Annotated in this window: 23 protein-coding genes; 10 read left to right on the forward strand and 13 right to left on the reverse strand. The window is 38.6% G+C overall.

Annotated features, from left to right (window positions below):
* Nucleotides 1-49: 49 nt before the first annotated feature.
* From CZ382_RS06225 to CZ382_RS06255, 7 genes are all read right to left on the reverse strand, one after another.
* Nucleotides 50-559, reverse strand: coding sequence for a DUF3231 family protein (locus CZ382_RS06225; protein WP_088050345.1), 510 nt, complete (start codon nucleotides 557-559; stop codon nucleotides 50-52).
* A 358-nt stretch (nucleotides 560-917) separates the two neighbouring features.
* A complete protein-coding gene (locus CZ382_RS06230) occupies nucleotides 918-1,124 on the reverse strand; it encodes a heavy-metal-associated domain-containing protein (protein ID WP_088050346.1) in 207 nt (68 codons plus the stop codon).
* Nucleotides 1,125-1,139: 15 nt separating this feature from the next.
* Complete coding sequence (locus CZ382_RS06235; protein WP_088050347.1) at nucleotides 1,140-1,514, reverse strand: carboxymuconolactone decarboxylase family protein; 375 nt, start codon at nucleotides 1,512-1,514, stop codon at nucleotides 1,140-1,142.
* A 113-nt stretch (nucleotides 1,515-1,627) separates the two neighbouring features.
* Nucleotides 1,628-2,752 (reverse strand): SDR family oxidoreductase, encoded by a 1,125-nt coding sequence (locus CZ382_RS06240; protein ID WP_088050348.1) that lies wholly within the window; start codon nucleotides 2,750-2,752, stop codon nucleotides 1,628-1,630.
* A gap of 274 nt (nucleotides 2,753-3,026) precedes the next feature.
* The gene (locus CZ382_RS06245; RefSeq protein WP_188724634.1) at nucleotides 3,027-3,707 is read right to left on the reverse strand and encodes a hypothetical protein; all 681 of its coding nucleotides are present in this window, start codon (nucleotides 3,705-3,707) and stop codon (nucleotides 3,027-3,029) included.
* Nucleotides 3,708-3,972: 265 nt separating this feature from the next.
* Entirely contained in the window at nucleotides 3,973-4,422 is a 450-nt protein-coding gene (locus tag CZ382_RS06250) for a YndM family protein (RefSeq protein WP_088050349.1), read from the reverse strand.
* A gap of 315 nt (nucleotides 4,423-4,737) precedes the next feature.
* Nucleotides 4,738-4,833, reverse strand: coding sequence for a YjcZ family sporulation protein (locus CZ382_RS06255; protein WP_088050350.1), 96 nt, complete (start codon nucleotides 4,831-4,833; stop codon nucleotides 4,738-4,740).
* Nucleotides 4,834-5,045: 212 nt separating this feature from the next.
* Here CZ382_RS06255 and CZ382_RS06260 point away from each other — a divergent pair, with 212 nt between their 5' ends.
* The 6 genes from CZ382_RS06260 to CZ382_RS06285 all read left to right on the forward strand — a co-directional run bounded on the left by CZ382_RS06260 (nucleotide 5,046) and on the right by CZ382_RS06285 (nucleotide 9,479).
* Nucleotides 5,046-5,222 (forward strand): YozQ family protein, encoded by a 177-nt coding sequence (locus tag CZ382_RS06260; protein ID WP_088050351.1) that lies wholly within the window; start codon nucleotides 5,046-5,048, stop codon nucleotides 5,220-5,222.
* 233 nt (nucleotides 5,223-5,455) lie between these two features.
* A complete protein-coding gene (locus tag CZ382_RS06265) occupies nucleotides 5,456-6,265 on the forward strand; it encodes an Fpg/Nei family DNA glycosylase (RefSeq protein WP_088050352.1) in 810 nt (269 codons plus the stop codon).
* Between the two features lie 11 nt (nucleotides 6,266-6,276).
* The gene (locus CZ382_RS06270; protein ID WP_088050353.1) at nucleotides 6,277-7,128 is read left to right on the forward strand and encodes a deoxyribonuclease IV; all 852 of its coding nucleotides are present in this window, start codon (nucleotides 6,277-6,279) and stop codon (nucleotides 7,126-7,128) included.
* A 265-nt stretch (nucleotides 7,129-7,393) separates the two neighbouring features.
* Nucleotides 7,394-8,173, forward strand: coding sequence for a DeoR/GlpR family DNA-binding transcription regulator (locus CZ382_RS06275; RefSeq protein ID WP_088050354.1), 780 nt, complete (start codon nucleotides 7,394-7,396; stop codon nucleotides 8,171-8,173).
* Between the two features lies 1 nt (nucleotide 8,174).
* Nucleotides 8,175-9,068, forward strand: a complete 894-nt coding sequence (locus tag CZ382_RS06280) for a Cof-type HAD-IIB family hydrolase (RefSeq protein ID WP_188724635.1) — start codon at nucleotides 8,175-8,177, stop codon at nucleotides 9,066-9,068.
* A 117-nt stretch (nucleotides 9,069-9,185) separates the two neighbouring features.
* Entirely contained in the window at nucleotides 9,186-9,479 is a 294-nt protein-coding gene (locus CZ382_RS06285; RefSeq protein WP_088050355.1) for a nucleotidyltransferase family protein, read from the forward strand.
* A gap of 60 nt (nucleotides 9,480-9,539) precedes the next feature.
* Here CZ382_RS06285 and CZ382_RS06290 read toward each other — a convergent pair whose 3' ends face one another.
* The 4 genes from CZ382_RS06290 to CZ382_RS06310 all read right to left on the reverse strand — a co-directional run bounded on the left by CZ382_RS06290 (nucleotide 9,540) and on the right by CZ382_RS06310 (nucleotide 12,963).
* Nucleotides 9,540-10,400: a DUF3307 domain-containing protein gene (locus CZ382_RS06290; protein WP_088050356.1), complete on the reverse strand. Its 861-nt coding sequence runs from the start codon at nucleotides 10,398-10,400 to the stop codon at nucleotides 9,540-9,542.
* Entirely contained in the window at nucleotides 10,397-11,173 is a 777-nt protein-coding gene (locus CZ382_RS06295; protein ID WP_088050357.1) for a hypothetical protein, read from the reverse strand. Before CZ382_RS06295 ends, CZ382_RS06290 begins: the two co-directional genes overlap by 4 nt.
* Before the next feature lie 455 nt (nucleotides 11,174-11,628).
* Nucleotides 11,629-12,207 carry a Uma2 family endonuclease gene (locus tag CZ382_RS06305; RefSeq protein ID WP_088050359.1) on the reverse strand — a complete coding sequence of 193 codons (579 nt, stop codon included), beginning with the start codon at nucleotides 12,205-12,207 and terminating at the stop codon, nucleotides 11,629-11,631.
* A gap of 138 nt (nucleotides 12,208-12,345) precedes the next feature.
* Nucleotides 12,346-12,963 (reverse strand): LysE/ArgO family amino acid transporter, encoded by a 618-nt coding sequence (locus tag CZ382_RS06310; RefSeq protein WP_088050360.1) that lies wholly within the window; start codon nucleotides 12,961-12,963, stop codon nucleotides 12,346-12,348.
* A gap of 124 nt (nucleotides 12,964-13,087) precedes the next feature.
* Between CZ382_RS06310 and CZ382_RS06315 the strand changes: the two genes are divergently transcribed.
* On the forward strand, nucleotides 13,088-14,545 hold the full coding sequence (locus CZ382_RS06315) for an aminotransferase-like domain-containing protein (protein ID WP_088050361.1): 1,458 nt from the start codon (nucleotides 13,088-13,090) through the stop codon (nucleotides 14,543-14,545).
* A 158-nt stretch (nucleotides 14,546-14,703) separates the two neighbouring features.
* Nucleotides 14,704-15,279: an MOSC domain-containing protein gene (locus CZ382_RS06320; protein WP_088050362.1), complete on the forward strand. Its 576-nt coding sequence runs from the start codon at nucleotides 14,704-14,706 to the stop codon at nucleotides 15,277-15,279.
* 6 nt (nucleotides 15,280-15,285) lie between these two features.
* Here the strand turns inward: CZ382_RS06320 and CZ382_RS06325 are convergent, their stop codons facing one another.
* Both CZ382_RS06325 and CZ382_RS24525 read right to left on the reverse strand, forming a co-directional pair.
* Nucleotides 15,286-15,702: a Uma2 family endonuclease gene (locus CZ382_RS06325; RefSeq protein ID WP_268811314.1), complete on the reverse strand. Its 417-nt coding sequence runs from the start codon at nucleotides 15,700-15,702 to the stop codon at nucleotides 15,286-15,288.
* Nucleotides 15,587-15,871, reverse strand: a complete 285-nt coding sequence (locus CZ382_RS24525) for a Uma2 family endonuclease (RefSeq protein ID WP_268811315.1) — start codon at nucleotides 15,869-15,871, stop codon at nucleotides 15,587-15,589. Before CZ382_RS24525 ends, CZ382_RS06325 begins: the two co-directional genes overlap by 116 nt.
* Nucleotides 15,872-16,028: 157 nt before the next feature.
* On the opposite strand from CZ382_RS24525, the gene CZ382_RS06330 reads away from it, so the two are divergent.
* Both CZ382_RS06330 and CZ382_RS06335 read left to right on the forward strand, forming a co-directional pair.
* Entirely contained in the window at nucleotides 16,029-16,964 is a 936-nt protein-coding gene (locus tag CZ382_RS06330) for a WD40/YVTN/BNR-like repeat-containing protein (protein WP_088050363.1), read from the forward strand.
* Nucleotides 16,948-17,820, forward strand: coding sequence for a hypothetical protein (locus CZ382_RS06335; protein ID WP_088050364.1), 873 nt, complete (start codon nucleotides 16,948-16,950; stop codon nucleotides 17,818-17,820). Before CZ382_RS06330 ends, CZ382_RS06335 begins: the two co-directional genes overlap by 17 nt.
* Nucleotides 17,821-17,855: the final 35 nt, after the last annotated feature.

Consider the following 17,855-nt stretch of genomic DNA (forward strand, 5'->3'; position numbering starts at 1 on the left):
TTTGATACCTTGAAACATAGACTAAATATGAACTCATAATCTCATCAAATCAATCTTTAGCTGTACCATGATGTAATGGAGGAGGAATCAACCAGCCTTTTTCTTTATTCAGCTTAAGAACTTTTGCTCCGAGCGATGCCTTTTGCGTATGAATTTGTTCAAACATCATTGCAATATCTTCTCGGATGGATTGACCAATCATCTTACTGCATGCAACTAATCCCGCAGCTATCTCCGCGGACAAAGCAGCCGCTATTTCCTGATCCATAAAACGAGCACCAACCGGAATATCTTCCAAGGAAGCTTTAGGTCGTTCCGGAGGGGTTGGTGGCATATCAACCCCATTATTTTTTAAGAGCGTTTCAATCTGATTAACTTCGTTTTGTCCTTCTTGAATAGTTTCTTCAAGTAATTTTCGCAGGTCTTCATCACCTGCATGATTTAAATGAGTCTGGTTGCCAGCGATTGATCCTTTAGCGGCAGTTAAAAAAGCCCAAGCTCCGTAAACCTCTCCATAGTGCATTGGCTCGTCGTTAGAATTTCCACTTAAAATTCCCATAGCAATCCTCCTGATTAATTTCATGTAATAAATCCCCTTGCATTTTTAAGGTTCCCTACTTTTTCCTGCGTATTCACGGGGATAAGAAATATTAAACAAATGGATCAAGCGTTGATAACAGTGCGTTTTCAAAGTTACAAAAATTTGGTCTTGAAGGGCGAGTCGGCATAGTGAGAGCACCAAGGAAAGCTTTCTTCAGTTCATATTGCACGTGGAAAAGTGCTGAATTCGCCAAGCAGGGAGAAACAAGTAAGTGACCCGAGTTTCGCATTATCATTTAATGAATTTTTGAACATCCTCTTAATCGAAAAAAATCTACGCTTGATAAAGAAGGAGTCAGACAAACAGATGACAATTGCTACATCAATAAGAAGTCGTGCTGCTGCAAGCTGTCAACAATCCGTTTCCCTGAGATTTTCTTATCATCATATTCAACCTTAACTTCGCCATCAGCTGTATCCACTAAAACTCTATCTATGCCATCCAATTGATTAAGGTAATGTTCGATTTCCTGGATAGCACTGCCGGATGTAGCTTCTTTTACAATAATAGTTACTTCAGCCACCAATATAACTCCTTTTTATTTGGAACTCTGGTTGTAATAATCAAACGCATCCATTGCAAGTGTTGCACCTTGGGAGAAAGCTGCACCTCCGCCTAGAGCTGCACTAATGGCGATTGACTCCATTACTTCCTGTTCAGTTGCTCCGTGTTCAACGGCGCCTTTTGTATGGTAGATAATACAATATTCGTCCTGTGCATAAATACTTATACTGAGCGCAGTCAGTTGCTTATGTTTTTTGCTGATTTCCCCTTCTTGAAAACAAGCTTCCGTAAAATCAAAGTATCCTTGGGTCATTTCCGGCAATTTTTTACTAAGACGACTACTGCCTTGTTTAAAATCCGAAATTGATTGATCAAAATAATTAACGATTTCCTCATCATTCATTTCCATTTGTTTTCACTCCAGTTCTTAAAATTCAAGATTATTTTGCCCAGTTTTTATGAATCAATCCTTCATTAAAGTAACCTAATGCGAGGGTGTCTTATTCAAAAAATGTAATTAATTTATTTTTTCCGTTTCATTGCTGCCCAGGCTGCTACTCCTATTCCAATTGCTGCTGTTGTTGAAAAGATGGGATGTTTAGCTGCTTTTACATACATACTGCCGGACCGGATCCAACCGATATTTGTTCCTCTCTCATGCAACCCATAACCTGCATGGTATAAAGCACTGTCTTCAGGTGGTTTGGAAGGTCTGTTAGCATGTTGGGTTCGATACATGATAAATTCCATTAGTTTATCCGTCAAGCGTGGACAAAGCGTTCCCACAAGGTATAAAGCTTTTGCTTGGGAACCGATAAACATGTCTCTTTTCGGGTTTTCAGCCGAGTAGAGTATGGCTTCAGCTACAGCTTCAGGTGGATAAATCATTCCCCTGTGTGCTGGTTGCTTATTCAAATAACTTCTTGCATGTTCATTATAAGGCGTGTCTATTCTGCCGGGATGGATAAGCGTAACGGAAACCGGCACTTTTTCTTTTTCCAATTCCATTCTTATGCTTTCCGTCCATCCGTGTACAGAAAATTTGGCAGCTGCATAAGTCGATTGAATCACCGTCCCTCTGTCTCCAAACAGACTTCCAACATTAATCAGAGCACTTGGGACACCTCTTTCTTTAAAATGTTTCACAGCGGCTTTGCTTCCGTAGACAACACCCCAAAAGTTTGTGGCAAACATACGCTTTATGTCGTCTATGCTTACTTCCATAGCGTGTCCAAAGATGGATATCCCGGCATTATTAACCCATGTATCAAAATGCCCAAACTCTTTTATAGCCGTCTCTGCAATTTTGTTTACATCTTCTTCGCGTCCCACATCTGCCTGTACCAGGGTTGCAGAATGGCCCTTTTCTCGCAATTCATTAACCAGTTCCATTAATGCCTTTTCATTTCTTGCAGCAACAACAACTTTTGCCCCCTTTGCAGCAGCCATTCTTGCTGTTACCAAACCGATTCCACTTGATGCCCCTGTAATCACAATGACCTGGTCTTTTAATTTCTTTAAGGTTAAATTGTTCAATTTACTGAAAACGTGATCCCTCGACTGGTTCACCTTCCTTGTGTCAGCTTCTTTTAAGGCAATGACCGTATCTGAGTTTTGACCGTCTTGGTCAATCTGTTGGTGTTTCATGGTAAAGACCTCCTTGCAAAATAGTTTTTCTGCTTTATAAGGTTTCGAGCAGGTTTACGAATCCTTCTTTAGTCTTGCTTTAGACCATAATAAGAGGCTACATATAACACAGCATACCATTTAAAATTTCCCATATTTCCATTTGAATGTCGGTAAATTAAATAAATATGGGAAGAGTAGGAGTAATTAATGCGCGCCAAAAGACTAAATAGAGGTAAGTTTTTTTCTTTAAAAACCGATTACCTTACAAAAAGCAGGTTAATTTAAAACTTCACTAAATATTCGAATCATTACTAAGAACATCCTCAACTTTTTCAGTTACTTGATTTGACATCTCATTAACGATCATGACCTTATCTGTATCAAACGTTTTACCTTTTGGTACTGCGAATTGAAGTCTTTCTGCATATGGTGTTGAATTGTTCATCATAAATGCTGTTATAATTTCGCAATAGACTTTCCGTGCTTTTTCAGCATTTAACTTACCTGTAACAATATCATTCATTAAATTAAGTGCGAGAATATTGGCAGCCTCCATATCACATCGGGAAGACACTTCTCCTCTAGTCCGTTCAACTATTATGCTTCCATCAAATTTTGCGAGCTCATTAAACATGTCCAGTGGAACAGAGTAGTTGATAAAATTCTCTATAACATCAGTGTGAGGTTGAGGGAAATCATGTGGTATTTCATCTCGATATACAATCGTCCGTTTCCATGGTCCATTGTTATACCAGATGAGTCGACTGAAAATAGCCTCGTTTGGAGGGCCATATTGTTCGATTGTAAGGATTGCTGCCTTTTTGGGCATAGCGTTCCAATCATGCAAAATGCTATTTACATAGTCCATATCCATAACAGTATTGTTCGTTTTTTCTGCACCGCCAACAGTCTGTACCTTTAGATCACTAGCCATTGCCATAGCTGCAGTTTTTAATTTTTCTATTTGTTCCATAGTTGAACATCCTCTTTTACATATTTACTGTTTATTATCCAAAAAAACACTTAAATTATTCGTAATTTTACCTTTCCGCCTAATGAAAGAATTGAGCAAAGGAAAATTCACTTTTTGAAATAGTTGATAATATAATAGTAAAGATTGATAAAAATATTCATTAACTTGTCAATAGGGCGTATAGGTAGTTAGCTCGTAAAAGAAAAGCCTGTATCAGTTCAAAAGATACAGGTAATTATTGTTTGCGTATTAATTTATAGAAGAATTAGCTATCATGTTTTTCCTTATTGGTAATTGTTTGTCCGTCTGTTTCCTCAGCGAATTCGGTTTGTAATTGGCTCATTTTAGGTGAATCAGTCCGTCCATCATCTGAAAGTTGGTTTTCGATGATGTAGGTATGAATGAAAGGCTCACAAAAGGTAATAAAGAAAGCTGCCATTAAAGAAAGCATAACAATCGGAATACTACTTTCAATTAATAAAGTACCCAACACCCAGAGTGAAAGAAATGCTAATGGAAAATCCGCAATGGAAGCAGCTATATTACCAAATCTCCGCAGCATAAATAAATCGCCAATAAGATAAGAAATTCCTGTAACAAATAAACTAATCCAAAACAAATTTATTAACGTAGCATTAAAAAAAATCCCGAATATCGAGAAAACGCTTATAGAAATAGTAATGAATTTTATCCCTAATACTTTTAGATGATCCATTGTACCAAACCCTTCCTTTTTATTCTCGCTGCACGCTATATCTAAATTGTTAGTTCTGTAATAAGCATATCTTGTCCACTTTTTTATAATTAATCCGACTTTTATGTCCTATTATTACTATGCGTTTTTCATAGTCGGTGTAAAATTTAACAGGAAAAAGGAAGCCATTCGTGATGACTCAAAGAAGGAATTAATATAAGCGTGTGTCTCTTGTTCAAATCCATTTTTTAGAGAATAGGGAGAACCCTGGCAAGGCTCTCCCACTTTTTGTGTAATAAAACACGCTGAAAGGGGCTATTACTTAAATTTCAGATCTTAATAACCGCCTCCTACATAGCTTGCTCCGACAATAATCAACAAGATAAAGAGAACGACAATTAACGCGAATCCATTGTTGCCGCCATAACTCATTTAAAATTACCTCCTTTTCAAATCGGATCACTACTATCATATGGTTGTTAATTAAATTCGTATTGGCATATATAGTGTGCATACGCAAAATGTGCAGAAATACTATCGGCTTATAAGAAATTATTAACGATAATTGGAATGAAAAGATTGGATTGATGAAAAATAACGGGTGATCGTCGGAGGGAAAGTTAAATAAAAATGGAGGTTTTCAAATGCCAAAAAATCAAAAGAACAAGGTCGACCTGGAAGACAGCCGTAAAATTGCTGAAAAAAATTATCACCCTTCGTTTTATCAGGGAAAAAACCAGTTTGAGCAAGGATTGGCAGAAACCCATGAACAAGTTTCAGATGATTATGCTGAAGGAACGATTGACCAAAAGTCAGATTGAAAAAATCGGGTAGGGAGACATTCAGGTCTTCTTGCCCGATTTTTTCTTCTGATTGGATCTTTCTTTTTAATAGGTTCACCCTTAGAACTGTATAGGATCTGCAAAAGGCCTCCATACTATTCTAAGACTGTTTATGGAATGTAAGGATGACCAGTGAGTTAATTAAGACTTGCAGATGGCAGGTGTAAGAATTATTGAGGAGCAATCATTAACATTTTTTTGGGGGTTACAAAATGCCTGAACTGCCGGAAATGGAAACTTATAAAACGTTACTTACCCAAAAGATCGGCGGAAACACGATAGCGGGAGTAATCATTAATCGGGAAAAATCAATTAATGTAGAGCCAGAAACCTTTAAACATATGGTGCAAAATCAGAAGATCGAAGCTATAGAGAGAAGGGCCAAACATTTACTCTTTCACCTTGAAAATGGCTCTTGTTTACTATTACACCTCATGCTAGGTGGCTGGATGTTTTATGGAACAACAGAAGAAAAGCCGGATCGTACCGTGCAAGTGCAGTTATCCTTTGGTGACTACCATCTCTATTTTATTGGATTAAGGTTAGGATATCTTCATCTTTTTACAAAAGAAGAGGCAAAGCAAGAATTAATGGATTTAGGACCGGAGCCACTGGATGTAAATTTTTCACCTAATTCTTTTTTGAAGCTTGTCAAAAACCGAAGAGGCAGGGTTAAAACGACACTTGTTGACCAGGAATTCCTGTCGGGGATTGGCAATCGTTATTCCGATGAAATTGCCTGGCATGCCCAGCTGTTGCCGAAACGGAAATTGGACGACTTGACTGACAATGAGAAGGTTCAATTGTATCAATCCATCCGTTTTATCCTGCAGCGAGCAATCCAATACGGAGGTTATATGGATCAGCCATTGTTTGTAGGGGACACCAAAACAGGTGGTTATAATCGGAATACCTATGTTTATGGCCGTGATGGAGAGACATGTAACCGTTGTGGTGGAACCATTATCAGGGATGAAATTTCTTCTCGGAAAACGTTCTATTGTCAAGGATGTCAGCGTTAGGTGGGGGTTTCATGAAATTTGGCAGTCATGTTTCCATAAGGGATGGTTATTTTGGGGCAGCAAAACTTGCCTTATCAATGAATGCTTCAGCTTTTCAATATTTTCCAAAGAACCCAAGAAGTTTGTCTGTGAAAGAATTTAACAGGGATGACGCGATGTTATGTAAAAATTTTTGCTTAGTGCATGGCCTTGAATCTATCGCGCACATGCCATATCCCACGAGTTTGACACCTAAAAGCGCTAAGAAAAGGGATGATGTTATTCAATCGTTGCGAAATGATTTGGAGATTGCGAATGCCTGTGGTTCGATTGGTGTAGTAGTACACTTCGGGAATCAGATCAGCCATGACGATCCGCTGGTAAGTTATCGGTTAATGATTGATATGTTAGATGAAGTTCTCAGTGAGTGGGAAGGCAGTTGCAAAATACTGCTGGAAAATAATTCTGGAAAACCTGGATCAATTGGAACGACATTAGAAGAGCTTGTCCAGGTCCGCAACTTATCTAACCGACCGGAAAAAATAGGATTTTGCCTGGATACATGTCACGCCTTTGCAAGTGGACTATGGAATGGTGAAAATTGGGATGAAGTGCTGGAGAAAGGAATGGAACTCGGGTACTTTGATCGGTTAAAGGCAATCCATTTTAATAACTCTAAATATGATACCGGTTCAGGGAAAGACCGTCATGCCAACATTTTCGGCCATGGTTATATATCCGAATCACAATTTGATGAACTAGTTAAAACACCACAATTAAAGGATATTCCGTTTATTTTGGAAACGCCAAAAGAGGAGATTACACATAAGGAAGAAATAAGGCAATTGCAGGAAAGGTGGGGAGGGAAAGGAGAAGAAAAATAATTTTTAAGAACTGCTACCACTGACGGAATACCAAATCACTTATCATAATAATCCCCGAAAGGTAACACCGTTTTCTGGTCAAGGCTAATTAAGATTTTAATAGTTACTTTTTCGCCATTTTGAAGCTCAAATAATTACTTATAAATGCTTAAGTAATTATGCGTGATAAAATAATATATGCATTAAAATGCTTAATAATAATTGCAAAAACATAATTTATCTGTATAATTACTTACAAATGCTTAATTTAAAGTAGGTGTATTTTTTGTATCAAGAAGAGCGGTTAGTTTCAATTTTGGAATTTCTTAAGAAGAACAATCGGATTTCCGTTGAACAAATATGTTCGCTTTTTCATGTTTCAAGGGATACAGCAAGAAGGGATATTGTCAGACTCGAAGAAGAGAAAGCGATTATACGCACGCGAGGTGGCGCTATCCTGCCATCAGTCAGTCATGAAGTAAAAAACTATTCCAGTCGTCTTCAAATGGTATCGGAAGAGAAAAAAATTATTGGAAAAAAAGCAAGCTCTTTGATTTATCGTAATGATCGGGTTATTTTGGATGCCTCGACAACCGTTCAAGCTTGTGCTGAACAGATAGCAAATATTTCTTGTACGGTTATTACAAATTCTATTAACCAGGCAGAAGTATTATCCTCCAAACCAGAAGTAAATATCCAGCTTTTAGGTGGAACACTGCAAAAAGAGCACCGTTTTTTATACGGGGCCTCTGTCGTTGAAAAACTCTCAGAATACCATGTTGATAAAGTATTTATCGGTGTCGTCGGTATATCGGATAGGGGGCTGACGATTGCCCATGAAGAGGATGGCGTAGTAAAACGCAAAATGATCGAGCAGGCTAAACAGGTTATTGTGTTGGCTGACCATACAAAATTAGGGATTACAGACTTCTATGGATTTGCTGATCTTCAGCAGGTCGATATATTAATTACAGATAAAACACCAACTAAACCCTTTCAGTATCTATTAGACAAATATAATGTTGAACTACTGACAGCTGATCAAGACCGGGAAGGAGTTTCATAACATGATAAGATTAATAGCTATTGATTTGGATGGCACTTTGTTGAATAAAGAAAACCGAATTAGTCAAAACAATTTACAGGCAATCAAAGACGCACAATCGAGTGGGGTAGAAGTGGTCGTTGCTACTGGACGTGCCCATTTTGATGTGAAAGAAATCTTTAAGGGGACAGGAATCAATACGTGGATCATTGGCGCTAATGGAGCCACCATCCATAAACCAGATGGGAATCTCTTTCATTCTGTACCAATCCATAAGGAAGTTGTAATGGAAATCCTAAGGTGGCTGGAACAAGAGGATTTCTATTATGAGGTTTTCAGCAAATATTCCATTTTCACTCCCCATAATGGACGGGAACTGCTAGCTATAGAAATGGACAGGGTAAAAAGTGCTAACCCGGACACTAATATGCAGGAACTGCATGAAGCGGCGCGGAAACAATTCAGCCAAACAGGATTTTCATATATTCAATCATTTACAGACCTGTTACAAATGGATACGGAATTTTATAATATCCTTGCATTTTCATTTGATGCAGAAAAGCTGAAAAAAGGATGGACCAAATTTGCCCCGCGGAAAGAGTTGTCGATTGTCAAATCTGCTAAACATAATTTTGAATTGGAAAACGTCAATGCTTCAAAAGGGTTTGCGTTAAAACGTCTTGCAAATAAGTTAAATATCCCACTAGCAGATACGGCCGCAGTCGGCGACAGTTTTAACGATTTATCCATGTTAAAGATAGCAGGGAGTAGCGCAGCCATGGGAAACGCCCATCCGGAAATTAAAAACGCCTGTCATGAAATTACGCTTTCAAACGATGAAGATGGCGTTGCCCATTTCATTCATTCGTTAAGCTTGGTGAGCAAAAAATTATCCAGTAGTAAGGCGAAATTTTGATCATGAAAAATAATATTCACCCAATGCGTTATAATAGAAGTAACATATTAATAAGCTAAAACAAAACGGAAGGGCTTATTGTGACAATACTCCCAATTACAAGATAAGCGGGAACAAATATCTGAAATTGCTGGTAATCACGGAATTTACGATGTGAAAGTTTTTGGCTCTGTTGCAAGGCTTGAGGACGACACAAATAGCGATGTCGATTTCATTGTTTCATTTGAGAAAGGGAGAAGTTTATTCGATTTGATCGGATTTAAGGATGTAGTTGAAGAATTGCTGAATAAATCAGTTGATGTTGTTACGGAACAATCAGTGCATGAATCAATATTTCTTAGCTTAGCTGGAATTGAAGACCCATTGTCAGACAAGGGGAGCTTTCGGCATGTCCCTTGTCCGATAATGTAGCTGATACTTATCAAGCTGTCTTTACAGCCATGGATTAATAGAGCCGAAAATCACTAATCTTCACAAAATCGCTTGTACCACGAGCCCGAGCACTAAACCAAGCAAGATAGAAGATAAGGTGCCTAACAAGAAATATTCTGCCCAGTTTCGATCATCTAGCTGTTTGAATCGAGCAATCGACTTGGCCGCGATAATTAACGCAATCGCCTGGTAAGCGCTAATTGCCGTTAATAGAATAACCAGCAATCTTTCAATATAGCCAATCCATTTTCCATGTGAACGCAGCGGAGTGGAGTAAGTATAATAATGATATTCCTCTGTGAAACTATTTTCTTTCTGAGGCTGCTTTGTTTCTGGTACATGGTTCATTTGATTGCGTAATGTCAGCGCCCCTTCAAAGTTTGCAAGTTCTGACGGAAAGGAACCAATGATATGCTTTACGATATGACCGCTAACACTTGTCGCCAATATATAAATGATTATCATCAATAACATTGTATCGAACAGGGTTAAACGACCTTCTCCATACAAGTCTAATAGTTTTTCTGCCATTGCTGGAGCCTGCATATGGAAAAACAGGATACAGGTTATGAGTATCATCAGCACATGTAATGCTTGGTCTAACAAGAAATATCCCAGCCTGGCCAGATTCCTGCTTTTCATGGCGTTTACTAGTTTTATTTTCAACCAATCGATCAGCAGATGCGTGACGATTATAAAGACGAAAGGCAGTATAAAATAACGGATCACATGTTGAAAACTGTATTGATAGCCCCAGATAATTGCCAGTGTGATCCCTGTTGTCAACAGATGATGAAGCATGTGTTTTTTTAAGTATTTGATTTTTTGTTTCACCATTTGGTCTGATTGCAGCCAAAAGTCGGCGATGAAATGAGCAAGAAGCAGCAATAGAATAGTCATGATGAACTCCTTTCTACAGGAAAATAATCGCCTAGATGATGGTTGATATGTCGTCTAATATTGCTTTGCAGCTTATCCGCTAGAAATGCCTCATCCGGTGCTCCTAATGAACCCAGCACCTTCACCATATCATCAAAGGCTTGTAAGATAACTTGTGTTTTACCCTGTTTGATATGATGAGAAATAGTAGCTGTCGTTCGTCCAAGATATTGGCTTACTTTATTTTGCTGGCCGAGTATGAGATAGAGAGAACAGACGAGAGATTGAATGTCGGTTTGTTCGTTCATATGCTCCTGCTTTAGCGTTAAATCGGTATTGATCAATGCTTCAAACTGCTCGCTATAAGCGGTGTAGCCTTGTTCTCTTTGTGAACGTGGTAATGCAAAACGAAAAAGGCTTCTGTTCGATTGATTTTTCAGGTAATCATTGGCCTGTCTCGCTTGTTTCATTAATGGATGAATCCAGGTTTCTAAGTTTAAGGTATTTACATCCGCTTGAATATCACCAAATGATAGACCGAAATAAGGTAGGTGGTCGGTGAACTTCCAAATACGGCTGATATAGAAAGCAAGTACATATGCGGTGGCATAACCCTTGCATACAACGACCAGTTCATCGCCCGCGCGGTGACTAATCCTTGTCGCCACTCTATTTTGTGTCCATTTCGTCATGCTATTTTTTAATTGTGCTAGATATTCACTGACTTCATTCCCAATATGTTCTTCCGACGAATTACTAACATCCATGATGAAAACGGAGACTTGATTGGACATATTGAAACAACCCCTTCCACAACCAAAGTATAGGTGAATTCGATTATATGATCTAATATAACAAAAGTTAGATGAAATAGTCAAACTTTATAGAAGTTAGATGATTTAGACTGATATATGCATCGTCCAAAAAGAGGAAAACATTTGATTCGTAAAGGCAGACTGATAGAATAAAAGAAGAGAACGTCTTCAGTCACATTATTGGTTCGTCGCTATTTAGTGTTGATTTCCACTTGTTCCGTCCACTCTAGAGCAGGGGCAATTAGTTGAGTTACAAGTGGAGAATGTTGAGCGAGCAATTGAACCCCATTCCCTTGTCCGGTTTGGCCTTGTTCATGTCGTGACCAATAGTAGATATAAGGTGAAATGAACATAATTAATGGCGAAAGTTCAATCCTAGAAATTTGTTGTATCCACACTAGATAGCGAAGAGCCATTTTTTGTTACTTATTAATTTAATCTAAAAAAGAAAATATATCTTCAATAGAAAAGGCTATATCTGGAAAGCGTGTTGAACTGAAAGATTGGTTTTCGCTGGAATAAATATCTTCAAGAGTGTATGCATCTTTATGAAGTACATATTTTTCGATAGCCTGATTTTGATGGTCAACAATTAAATACTCCCCCACACCGGCTATTTCATAATAGTTACGTTTAAGCAATCGATCGTTTCTGGATGTACTAGGGGAGAGTACTTCCACAATCATTTCAGGTGCCCCATAGCAACGTTTATTACGAAGTTTACTTTTATCACAAACAATGGATATATCGGGTAGCACTGTGACATCATTTTTTCCTTTTTGCTCGTCTTTAAATGGAAAGATTACTTGAAGATTACTCCCATACACTTGACATGTGTTTCCTTTAAGAGCGCTACCGATTTCTTGAATCAGGTTGGCAACTACACCCTCATGTTCAAATGATGCCGGAGCCATAAAAATAGGAACACCCTCGTATAGTTCTGCACGTTCTTCCTTAACATATAGTAAAAATTCATTCAGTGAGTACGTTTTGTTTTTATCCAACTGGGTCATTTTACAATCCTCCTTTATAAAAATTAGTGTATTTTACTTAAATATAGCAAGCATTCCTTGTTGAAGCAATGGAAGTATAATATTATTCTGAAAATGGCTCATTCACTTGATTTTCCTCCTACATTAATTGCATTATTTTTACCAGATCAGATCGACCAATTCTTTTCCTATATAAGCAGCCACAAGCCAAATAATGATTGCAGATAGTTTATTTAGCCGGATCATCCATTTACCAGCTGTTTCCACCCGGCCAATCATTCGCCCAACGATTGCTAAACCGAAAAACCACAGCCAGGATACCATGATACAGCTTAATGTAAATGCTAGTTTTTCAAAACCTGTGTAATTTATTGCATTGGTACCAATCACTCCAACCGTATCCAGGATTGCATGCGGATTTAACAAGGAAACGGAAAGAGCAAAGGTGATTTGTTTCTTTGCTGACAGCTGACTTGTCTCCTCACTCGTGGATAATGTACTGTTCCATATCGACCATCCCATATAGCTTAGGAAGATAAATCCGATACCAAAAATAACGATTTGCAGCCACGCAAGGCTTAATACGATTAATGATACTCCTAAAACAGCCAGCGTTATCAGGAATGTGTCACAAATGGACGCTGTGATAATAACCGGCAGCGCCTTTGTGAATGTTGGCTGCAGGGCTCCCTGATTAAAGACAAAAATATTTTGGGCACCTAAGGCAAGAATAAGCCCTAATGCTAGTATAAACCCATGGATAATTGCTTCACTCATTTGTATTCTTCCTCCCCATAAAATCTGCTATTATTTTAGAGGAACATAAACGATTTGTCTCCAACCATTTGGATGGATATTGAGCCAACCAAATTATATAATGCCTTTAGGGGGAGAGAATGAAATGAACCATTTCGGATGGCAGCCAGATCGGCAGGCAGCAACACCTATACATAAACAGATTGAGGAATATTTAAAGGAAAAAATCATCCATGGGGAATGGACGATTGGAACCAAAATTCCCTCACAAAGGACATTGGCTGAAGTTTTTCATGTCAACCGAAGCACGATTGTAACGGCATTAGATGAATTAACAGCAGCAGGTTTAATTGCGGGGCGAAGGGGAGGCGGGACAAAAGTTGTTAATAATACATGGAGTCTCATGGCCTCCAGTCCACCACCCAATTGGAATGCTTATGTAGAAGCAGGGATTCACCGGCCAAATTTGCCAACTATTAAGGAGATTAACGATGCTGAGTTCCGTACCAATATGATTCGGCTAGGGACAGGGGAACTTTCACCTGAGCTTTTACCAAATAAACAAATGCAAACTATTTTTCAACAACTTGCAGTCAGGAAAATGTCACTAGGATATGAAGAAGCAAAAGGTGATCTCTATTTACGTCAGCAACTAACAAAACATTTAAAGAAATTGGGGATCCATACATCTCCTTCATCGATTTTAATTGTCTCAGGATCACTACAAGCTTTACAGTTAATTTCCCTTGGCCTGTTACATCCGGGGTCATCTGTATTGCTTGAAAGACCATCCTATTTGTATTCTGTTCATGTCTTTCAGTCTGCTGGCATTCGATTATTTGGAATTCCGATGGATGAACAGGGTATTCAAACATCGATAATGCAGAAATACAAAAAACAGTACAATGGAGCTTTGTTGTATACGATACCATCATTTCATAATCCCACAGGTACGCTTATGACGGAAGAAAGAAGAAAGGATCTCATGGCATTATGCGAAAAATTAAGCCTACCCCTAATTGAAGATGATGTTTACCGGGATTTATGGATCGATTCTGCTGCTCCGAGACCGTTAAAGGCGCGTGACAAAAATGGAATGGTTCTTTACCTTGGAAGTATGTCCAAATCGGTTAGCCCGGGACTTAGAATTGGCTGGGTTATTGGTCCTGAGCCTGTTGTCGAACGACTCTCCGATATAAAAATGCAGACTGATTATGGTTCTAGCGCATTATCGCAATGGGCCGCGGCTGAATGGCTCTCAAGTGGATTATATGAAGAGCACTTAGTTGAAATCAGGAACCAACTTAAAATTCGCCGGGACACTGTTATTGAACTGCTTGATAAACATTTTGCAGATATTGCTTCGTGGGAAATTCCAACAGGGGGATTTTATATATGGGTACGCATACTTCCACCACTATCGATCCGGGACCTCTTTGAACAAGCTTTAAAAGAGGGGATATTACTTAATCCAGGACACCTGTACGATCGTGATGCAACCCAATATATACGGATATCCTATTCTTATGCGTCGTTAGCCGAGCTTGAAAAGGGTATTGTAAGGTTAGCAAAAATAGCAAAGCGCTTAATTACAGCAAAGTAAACCGTTCAATAATTAAAATATTTTTGAAGTGAATCGTATTTTATCCCGATAAATAAGGAGGAGGGGAGCTAGTGAGTGTGGTAAGTAATCAAGGAGAATCAGTAAGAGTAGTATTTGTTTTTCAAAAGGTAGTTATATATTCGAAATGAGGTACTAAAATGTGGAAAGATCATGAGGTTCAAGTTGATTCTATATTGATCGCTAATCAGTCCGATACTTTTGTAACCAATAAGGTTTTAGAAGCGAACCTGGAATATGGCGGAATTCCCGGGGATCTACATTTTGGTTTAACCAAATTAGCTGGAGCAAGGGAAACGATGTATAAACGTGGCACGGAAATTTTCAATCGAAGACAGATTTCCATTGTTTCAGCAGAAGAATGTGATCTAGTTGCAGAAAAACTTGGTGTAGAGCGGATATTGCCAGAATGGTTAGGTGCAAATATTGTACTACGCGGGTTCCAAGATCTAACGAGGTTAACGCCAGGTAGTCGAATTGTTTTTCCGAGCGGAGCAGGGATTTTGTGTGAAGGGGAAAATCTGCCGTGCACGCAACCCGGAATGGTCATTCAGGAACAATATCCGGACAAGCCTAAAATGGCAGCACGCTTTGTGAAATTAGCATTGGGATGTAGGGGGATTGTCGGGATTGTTGAACGCCCCGGGAAAATTTTCACAGGTAATAAGGCTAAAGTTGTTGTTTATAATCCGCCGGGGCAACCTTGTGGTGTATAGATATATTCAATCGTTTTCCTGGAAAGAAAATATATCTTCAGGAGAAAAAGTAATGTCCGGAAAACATGTGGAACAGAAAGGTTGATTTTCACTGGTATAGATTTCTTCTAACTTGAGTGTATTTTCATGGAGAACGTATTTTTCAATGTATTGATTTTGACCATCAATGATTAAGTACTCTTTTACACCGGCTTTTTCATAGTAATTTCGTTTTAGCAAGCGGTCGTTACGTCCTGTACTTGGAGATAGTACTTCTACAACTAAATCTGGCGCCCCATAACAACGCTTATTACGCAGTTTGCTCGTGTCACAAATAACGGAAATGTCGGGTAATACAACTACATCGTCCTTTCCTTTTTTTTTCGTTTTTAAACGGAAAAACAACTTGCAGATTGCTGCCAAATACATAACATGTTTTACCATGTAGTGCGTTCCCGAATTGTCTACTCAAATTCGCAATGATGTTCTCATGTTGGAAAGAAGCGGGTGCCATAAAAACAGGAGTGCCTTCATATAACTCTGCGCGCTCTTCCTTCACATATAGTAAAAATTCTTCTAGTGTATAGGTTTTGTTTTTATCCAAGTAGGTCATTTTCCATAACCTCCTTATTGTGTTGGTAATTATCTAAATTTTAACAAGAAAAACTTGGTAGAGCAAGCAGATTAAAGCGAATACAAATCAATATATTTCGAAATCTATTTCTGCTATTCTTATAGAGGAAAATCATTTTTATAAGGGAGTCTTATTGGTGAAAAATTTTATCCTTGCCATGACCGGTGTAATGGTGATTGGCTTAGTTATAGCTTCATTCTTTTACCAAAACCATAGTAAAACGTTATCTATGCCGTGGTATACAGCAATAGAGGAGCAAGCTGCACAGCAAGAACAAACGGAGGAGCCGGTACAACAATTGTATGCCGAACATACCATTGATTACTCATTACAAAACGATCAGCTAAACATTACGTTCGACAAAGGCAAGAACTGGATTAACGTACCCATTGACAAAGATAAATTATTTGCAGGGGATTACAATGGAAGCGAGCAGGAACTGATTGATGATAGCTATATACTGACGAAAAATCGAGTTGCCTTTTTGTATTCGGAAGGTGCCAACTGGGAGAGCCAAAAAATAGTCTTAACTTATTCACTTGACCAAGGTAACACATGGGAAGATTCCGTTGTGACAGATCCTTATCCATCGATTCGTTTTCGAAAAGTCGCATTTTTAAATGATGACTTCGGCTATGTTATTGTTTCCGGCGATCGTACGATGTCACAGGAGGGATTGAGTGTATTTTTAACCCATGATGGTGGGAAAAGCTGGGAGAAAACCAATGGGCCGGACACTACAAGATTAATTGCAGATGGTGGTTTTGTCGACAAGGATACAGGTTTTTTATCTTTTGGAACGATTAATCCGGAAGATCCAGATGTTTATGTTACACAAGATGCCGGAAATTCGTGGGAGAAAGCAACCTTTAACGTGCCAGAAAAATATGATCTCATTTTTGTTAGTGCGGAAGTCCCTATGAAAGAAGGGGACCATTTAGCAGTTTTGGTTAACCAAGGACCTAACGGGGACTATCTAGGTGGAAAAGTAAAAGGCAAATTTATTTCAAAGGATAATGGCCAGACATGGGATTTTTCTAAGGAGGTGGAGTCGAATGAAACAGACGAATAAATTAACGCAGATTATCGGCTGGCTCCTTTTCGTGTTCGCCATTGGATTTTTCTGTTTGCAAATGGGTTATTTCTTCATCCATGCCAAATTTCAAGCTGAGTATATCGATAACCGGATCTTTTATATCATTAATATTTTGTGTGTCATCTGTGTAGCTCTGGCTATTTTGCTGCTGCTTAAAACGACGAAAAGGTGGAAACAGATTGGTGCTGGTGTGGTTGTCATTTTTATTATTGTTAATGGAGTATTGCTAGTGAAAAGTAACCAGCAAATCAAAAATATAACTAGTATTTCACCGGATTTTAAACATGTATTATCGATTAAAGAGGATACGGAGAGTGGGGAGGCGGTTTACTATCGATCCTATTTCGATATTCTGGCTCGTCCTAAAGAAAAATTGCCTTATAAAACGGATGGGGACTATAAAGTGAAATGGTTAGCGAACGATGTTGCAGCAGTTACATACAAAGCAGCCGACAATTCGATTCACCAATTCATTGGCACCTATGGTTACCGCGGCAATGGTATATCTTATTATTATGTCGGAGCGGAAATGCATGGCCGGTATCAAGGGGATAATGCAGAGGTGATCAACAATACAGAGGGTATCACAGTTACGGAAAATGGAAAAACAGAATTGTTTGATTGGGATCATATCCAGCAGTTTGGCACACTTGCTATTGTGCTGATGAAAGATGACCATGCAGCTTGGACAATCGCATTAGATGAAAACTTTGAGATGTATTCCGATGCTTCCATCCCACCTTCAGGTAACATTGTACTTTATAAAGCTACGATGGAAAAGAATGAGCCAGTAACGCTTCGACGCATAGCGGACAACAAAAGCAATGAATAGAACTATGGGGATGGCAGTTAGTTTTAACTAGTTAT

It is taken from the genome of Virgibacillus dakarensis (assembly GCF_900155625.1).
Lineage (GTDB): Bacteria > Bacillota > Bacilli > Bacillales > Amphibacillaceae > Lentibacillus_C > Lentibacillus_C populi.

Bases quoted from the DNA above. Each gene is read 5' to 3' on its own strand.
- CZ382_RS06225 (WP_088050345.1), bottom strand. From the start codon at position 559: ATGGGAATTTTAAGTGGAAATTCTAACGACGAGCCAATGCACTATGGA.
- CZ382_RS06235 (WP_088050347.1), bottom strand. From the start codon at position 1,514: ATGGAAATGAATGATGAGGAAATCGTTAATTATTTTGATCAATCAATT.
- CZ382_RS06240 (WP_088050348.1), bottom strand. From the start codon at position 2,752: ATGAAACACCAACAGATTGACCAAGACGGTCAAAACTCAGATACGGTC.
- CZ382_RS06245 (WP_188724634.1), bottom strand. From the start codon at position 3,707: ATGGAACAAATAGAAAAATTAAAAACTGCAGCTATGGCAATGGCTAGT.
- CZ382_RS06250 (WP_088050349.1), bottom strand. From the start codon at position 4,422: ATGGATCATCTAAAAGTATTAGGGATAAAATTCATTACTATTTCTATA.
- CZ382_RS06255 (WP_088050350.1), bottom strand. From the start codon at position 4,833: ATGAGTTATGGCGGCAACAATGGATTCGCGTTAATTGTCGTTCTCTTT.
- CZ382_RS06260 (WP_088050351.1), top strand. From the start codon at position 5,046: ATGCCAAAAAATCAAAAGAACAAGGTCGACCTGGAAGACAGCCGTAAA.
- CZ382_RS06265 (WP_088050352.1), top strand. From the start codon at position 5,456: ATGCCTGAACTGCCGGAAATGGAAACTTATAAAACGTTACTTACCCAA.
- CZ382_RS06270 (WP_088050353.1), top strand. From the start codon at position 6,277: ATGAAATTTGGCAGTCATGTTTCCATAAGGGATGGTTATTTTGGGGCA.
- CZ382_RS06280 (WP_188724635.1), top strand. From the start codon at position 8,175: ATGATAAGATTAATAGCTATTGATTTGGATGGCACTTTGTTGAATAAA.
- CZ382_RS06290 (WP_088050356.1), bottom strand. From the start codon at position 10,400: ATGACTATTCTATTGCTGCTTCTTGCTCATTTCATCGCCGACTTTTGG.
- CZ382_RS06295 (WP_088050357.1), bottom strand. From the start codon at position 11,173: ATGTCCAATCAAGTCTCCGTTTTCATCATGGATGTTAGTAATTCGTCG.
- CZ382_RS06305 (WP_088050359.1), bottom strand. From the start codon at position 12,207: ATGACCCAGTTGGATAAAAACAAAACGTACTCACTGAATGAATTTTTA.
- CZ382_RS06310 (WP_088050360.1), bottom strand. From the start codon at position 12,963: ATGAGTGAAGCAATTATCCATGGGTTTATACTAGCATTAGGGCTTATT.
- CZ382_RS06315 (WP_088050361.1), top strand. From the start codon at position 13,088: ATGAACCATTTCGGATGGCAGCCAGATCGGCAGGCAGCAACACCTATA.
- CZ382_RS06320 (WP_088050362.1), top strand. From the start codon at position 14,704: ATGTGGAAAGATCATGAGGTTCAAGTTGATTCTATATTGATCGCTAAT.
- CZ382_RS06325 (WP_268811314.1), bottom strand. From the start codon at position 15,702: ATGGTAAAACATGTTATGTATTTGGCAGCAATCTGCAAGTTGTTTTTC.
- CZ382_RS24525 (WP_268811315.1), bottom strand. From the start codon at position 15,871: ATGACCTACTTGGATAAAAACAAAACCTATACACTAGAAGAATTTTTA.
- CZ382_RS06335 (WP_088050364.1), top strand. From the start codon at position 16,948: ATGAAACAGACGAATAAATTAACGCAGATTATCGGCTGGCTCCTTTTC.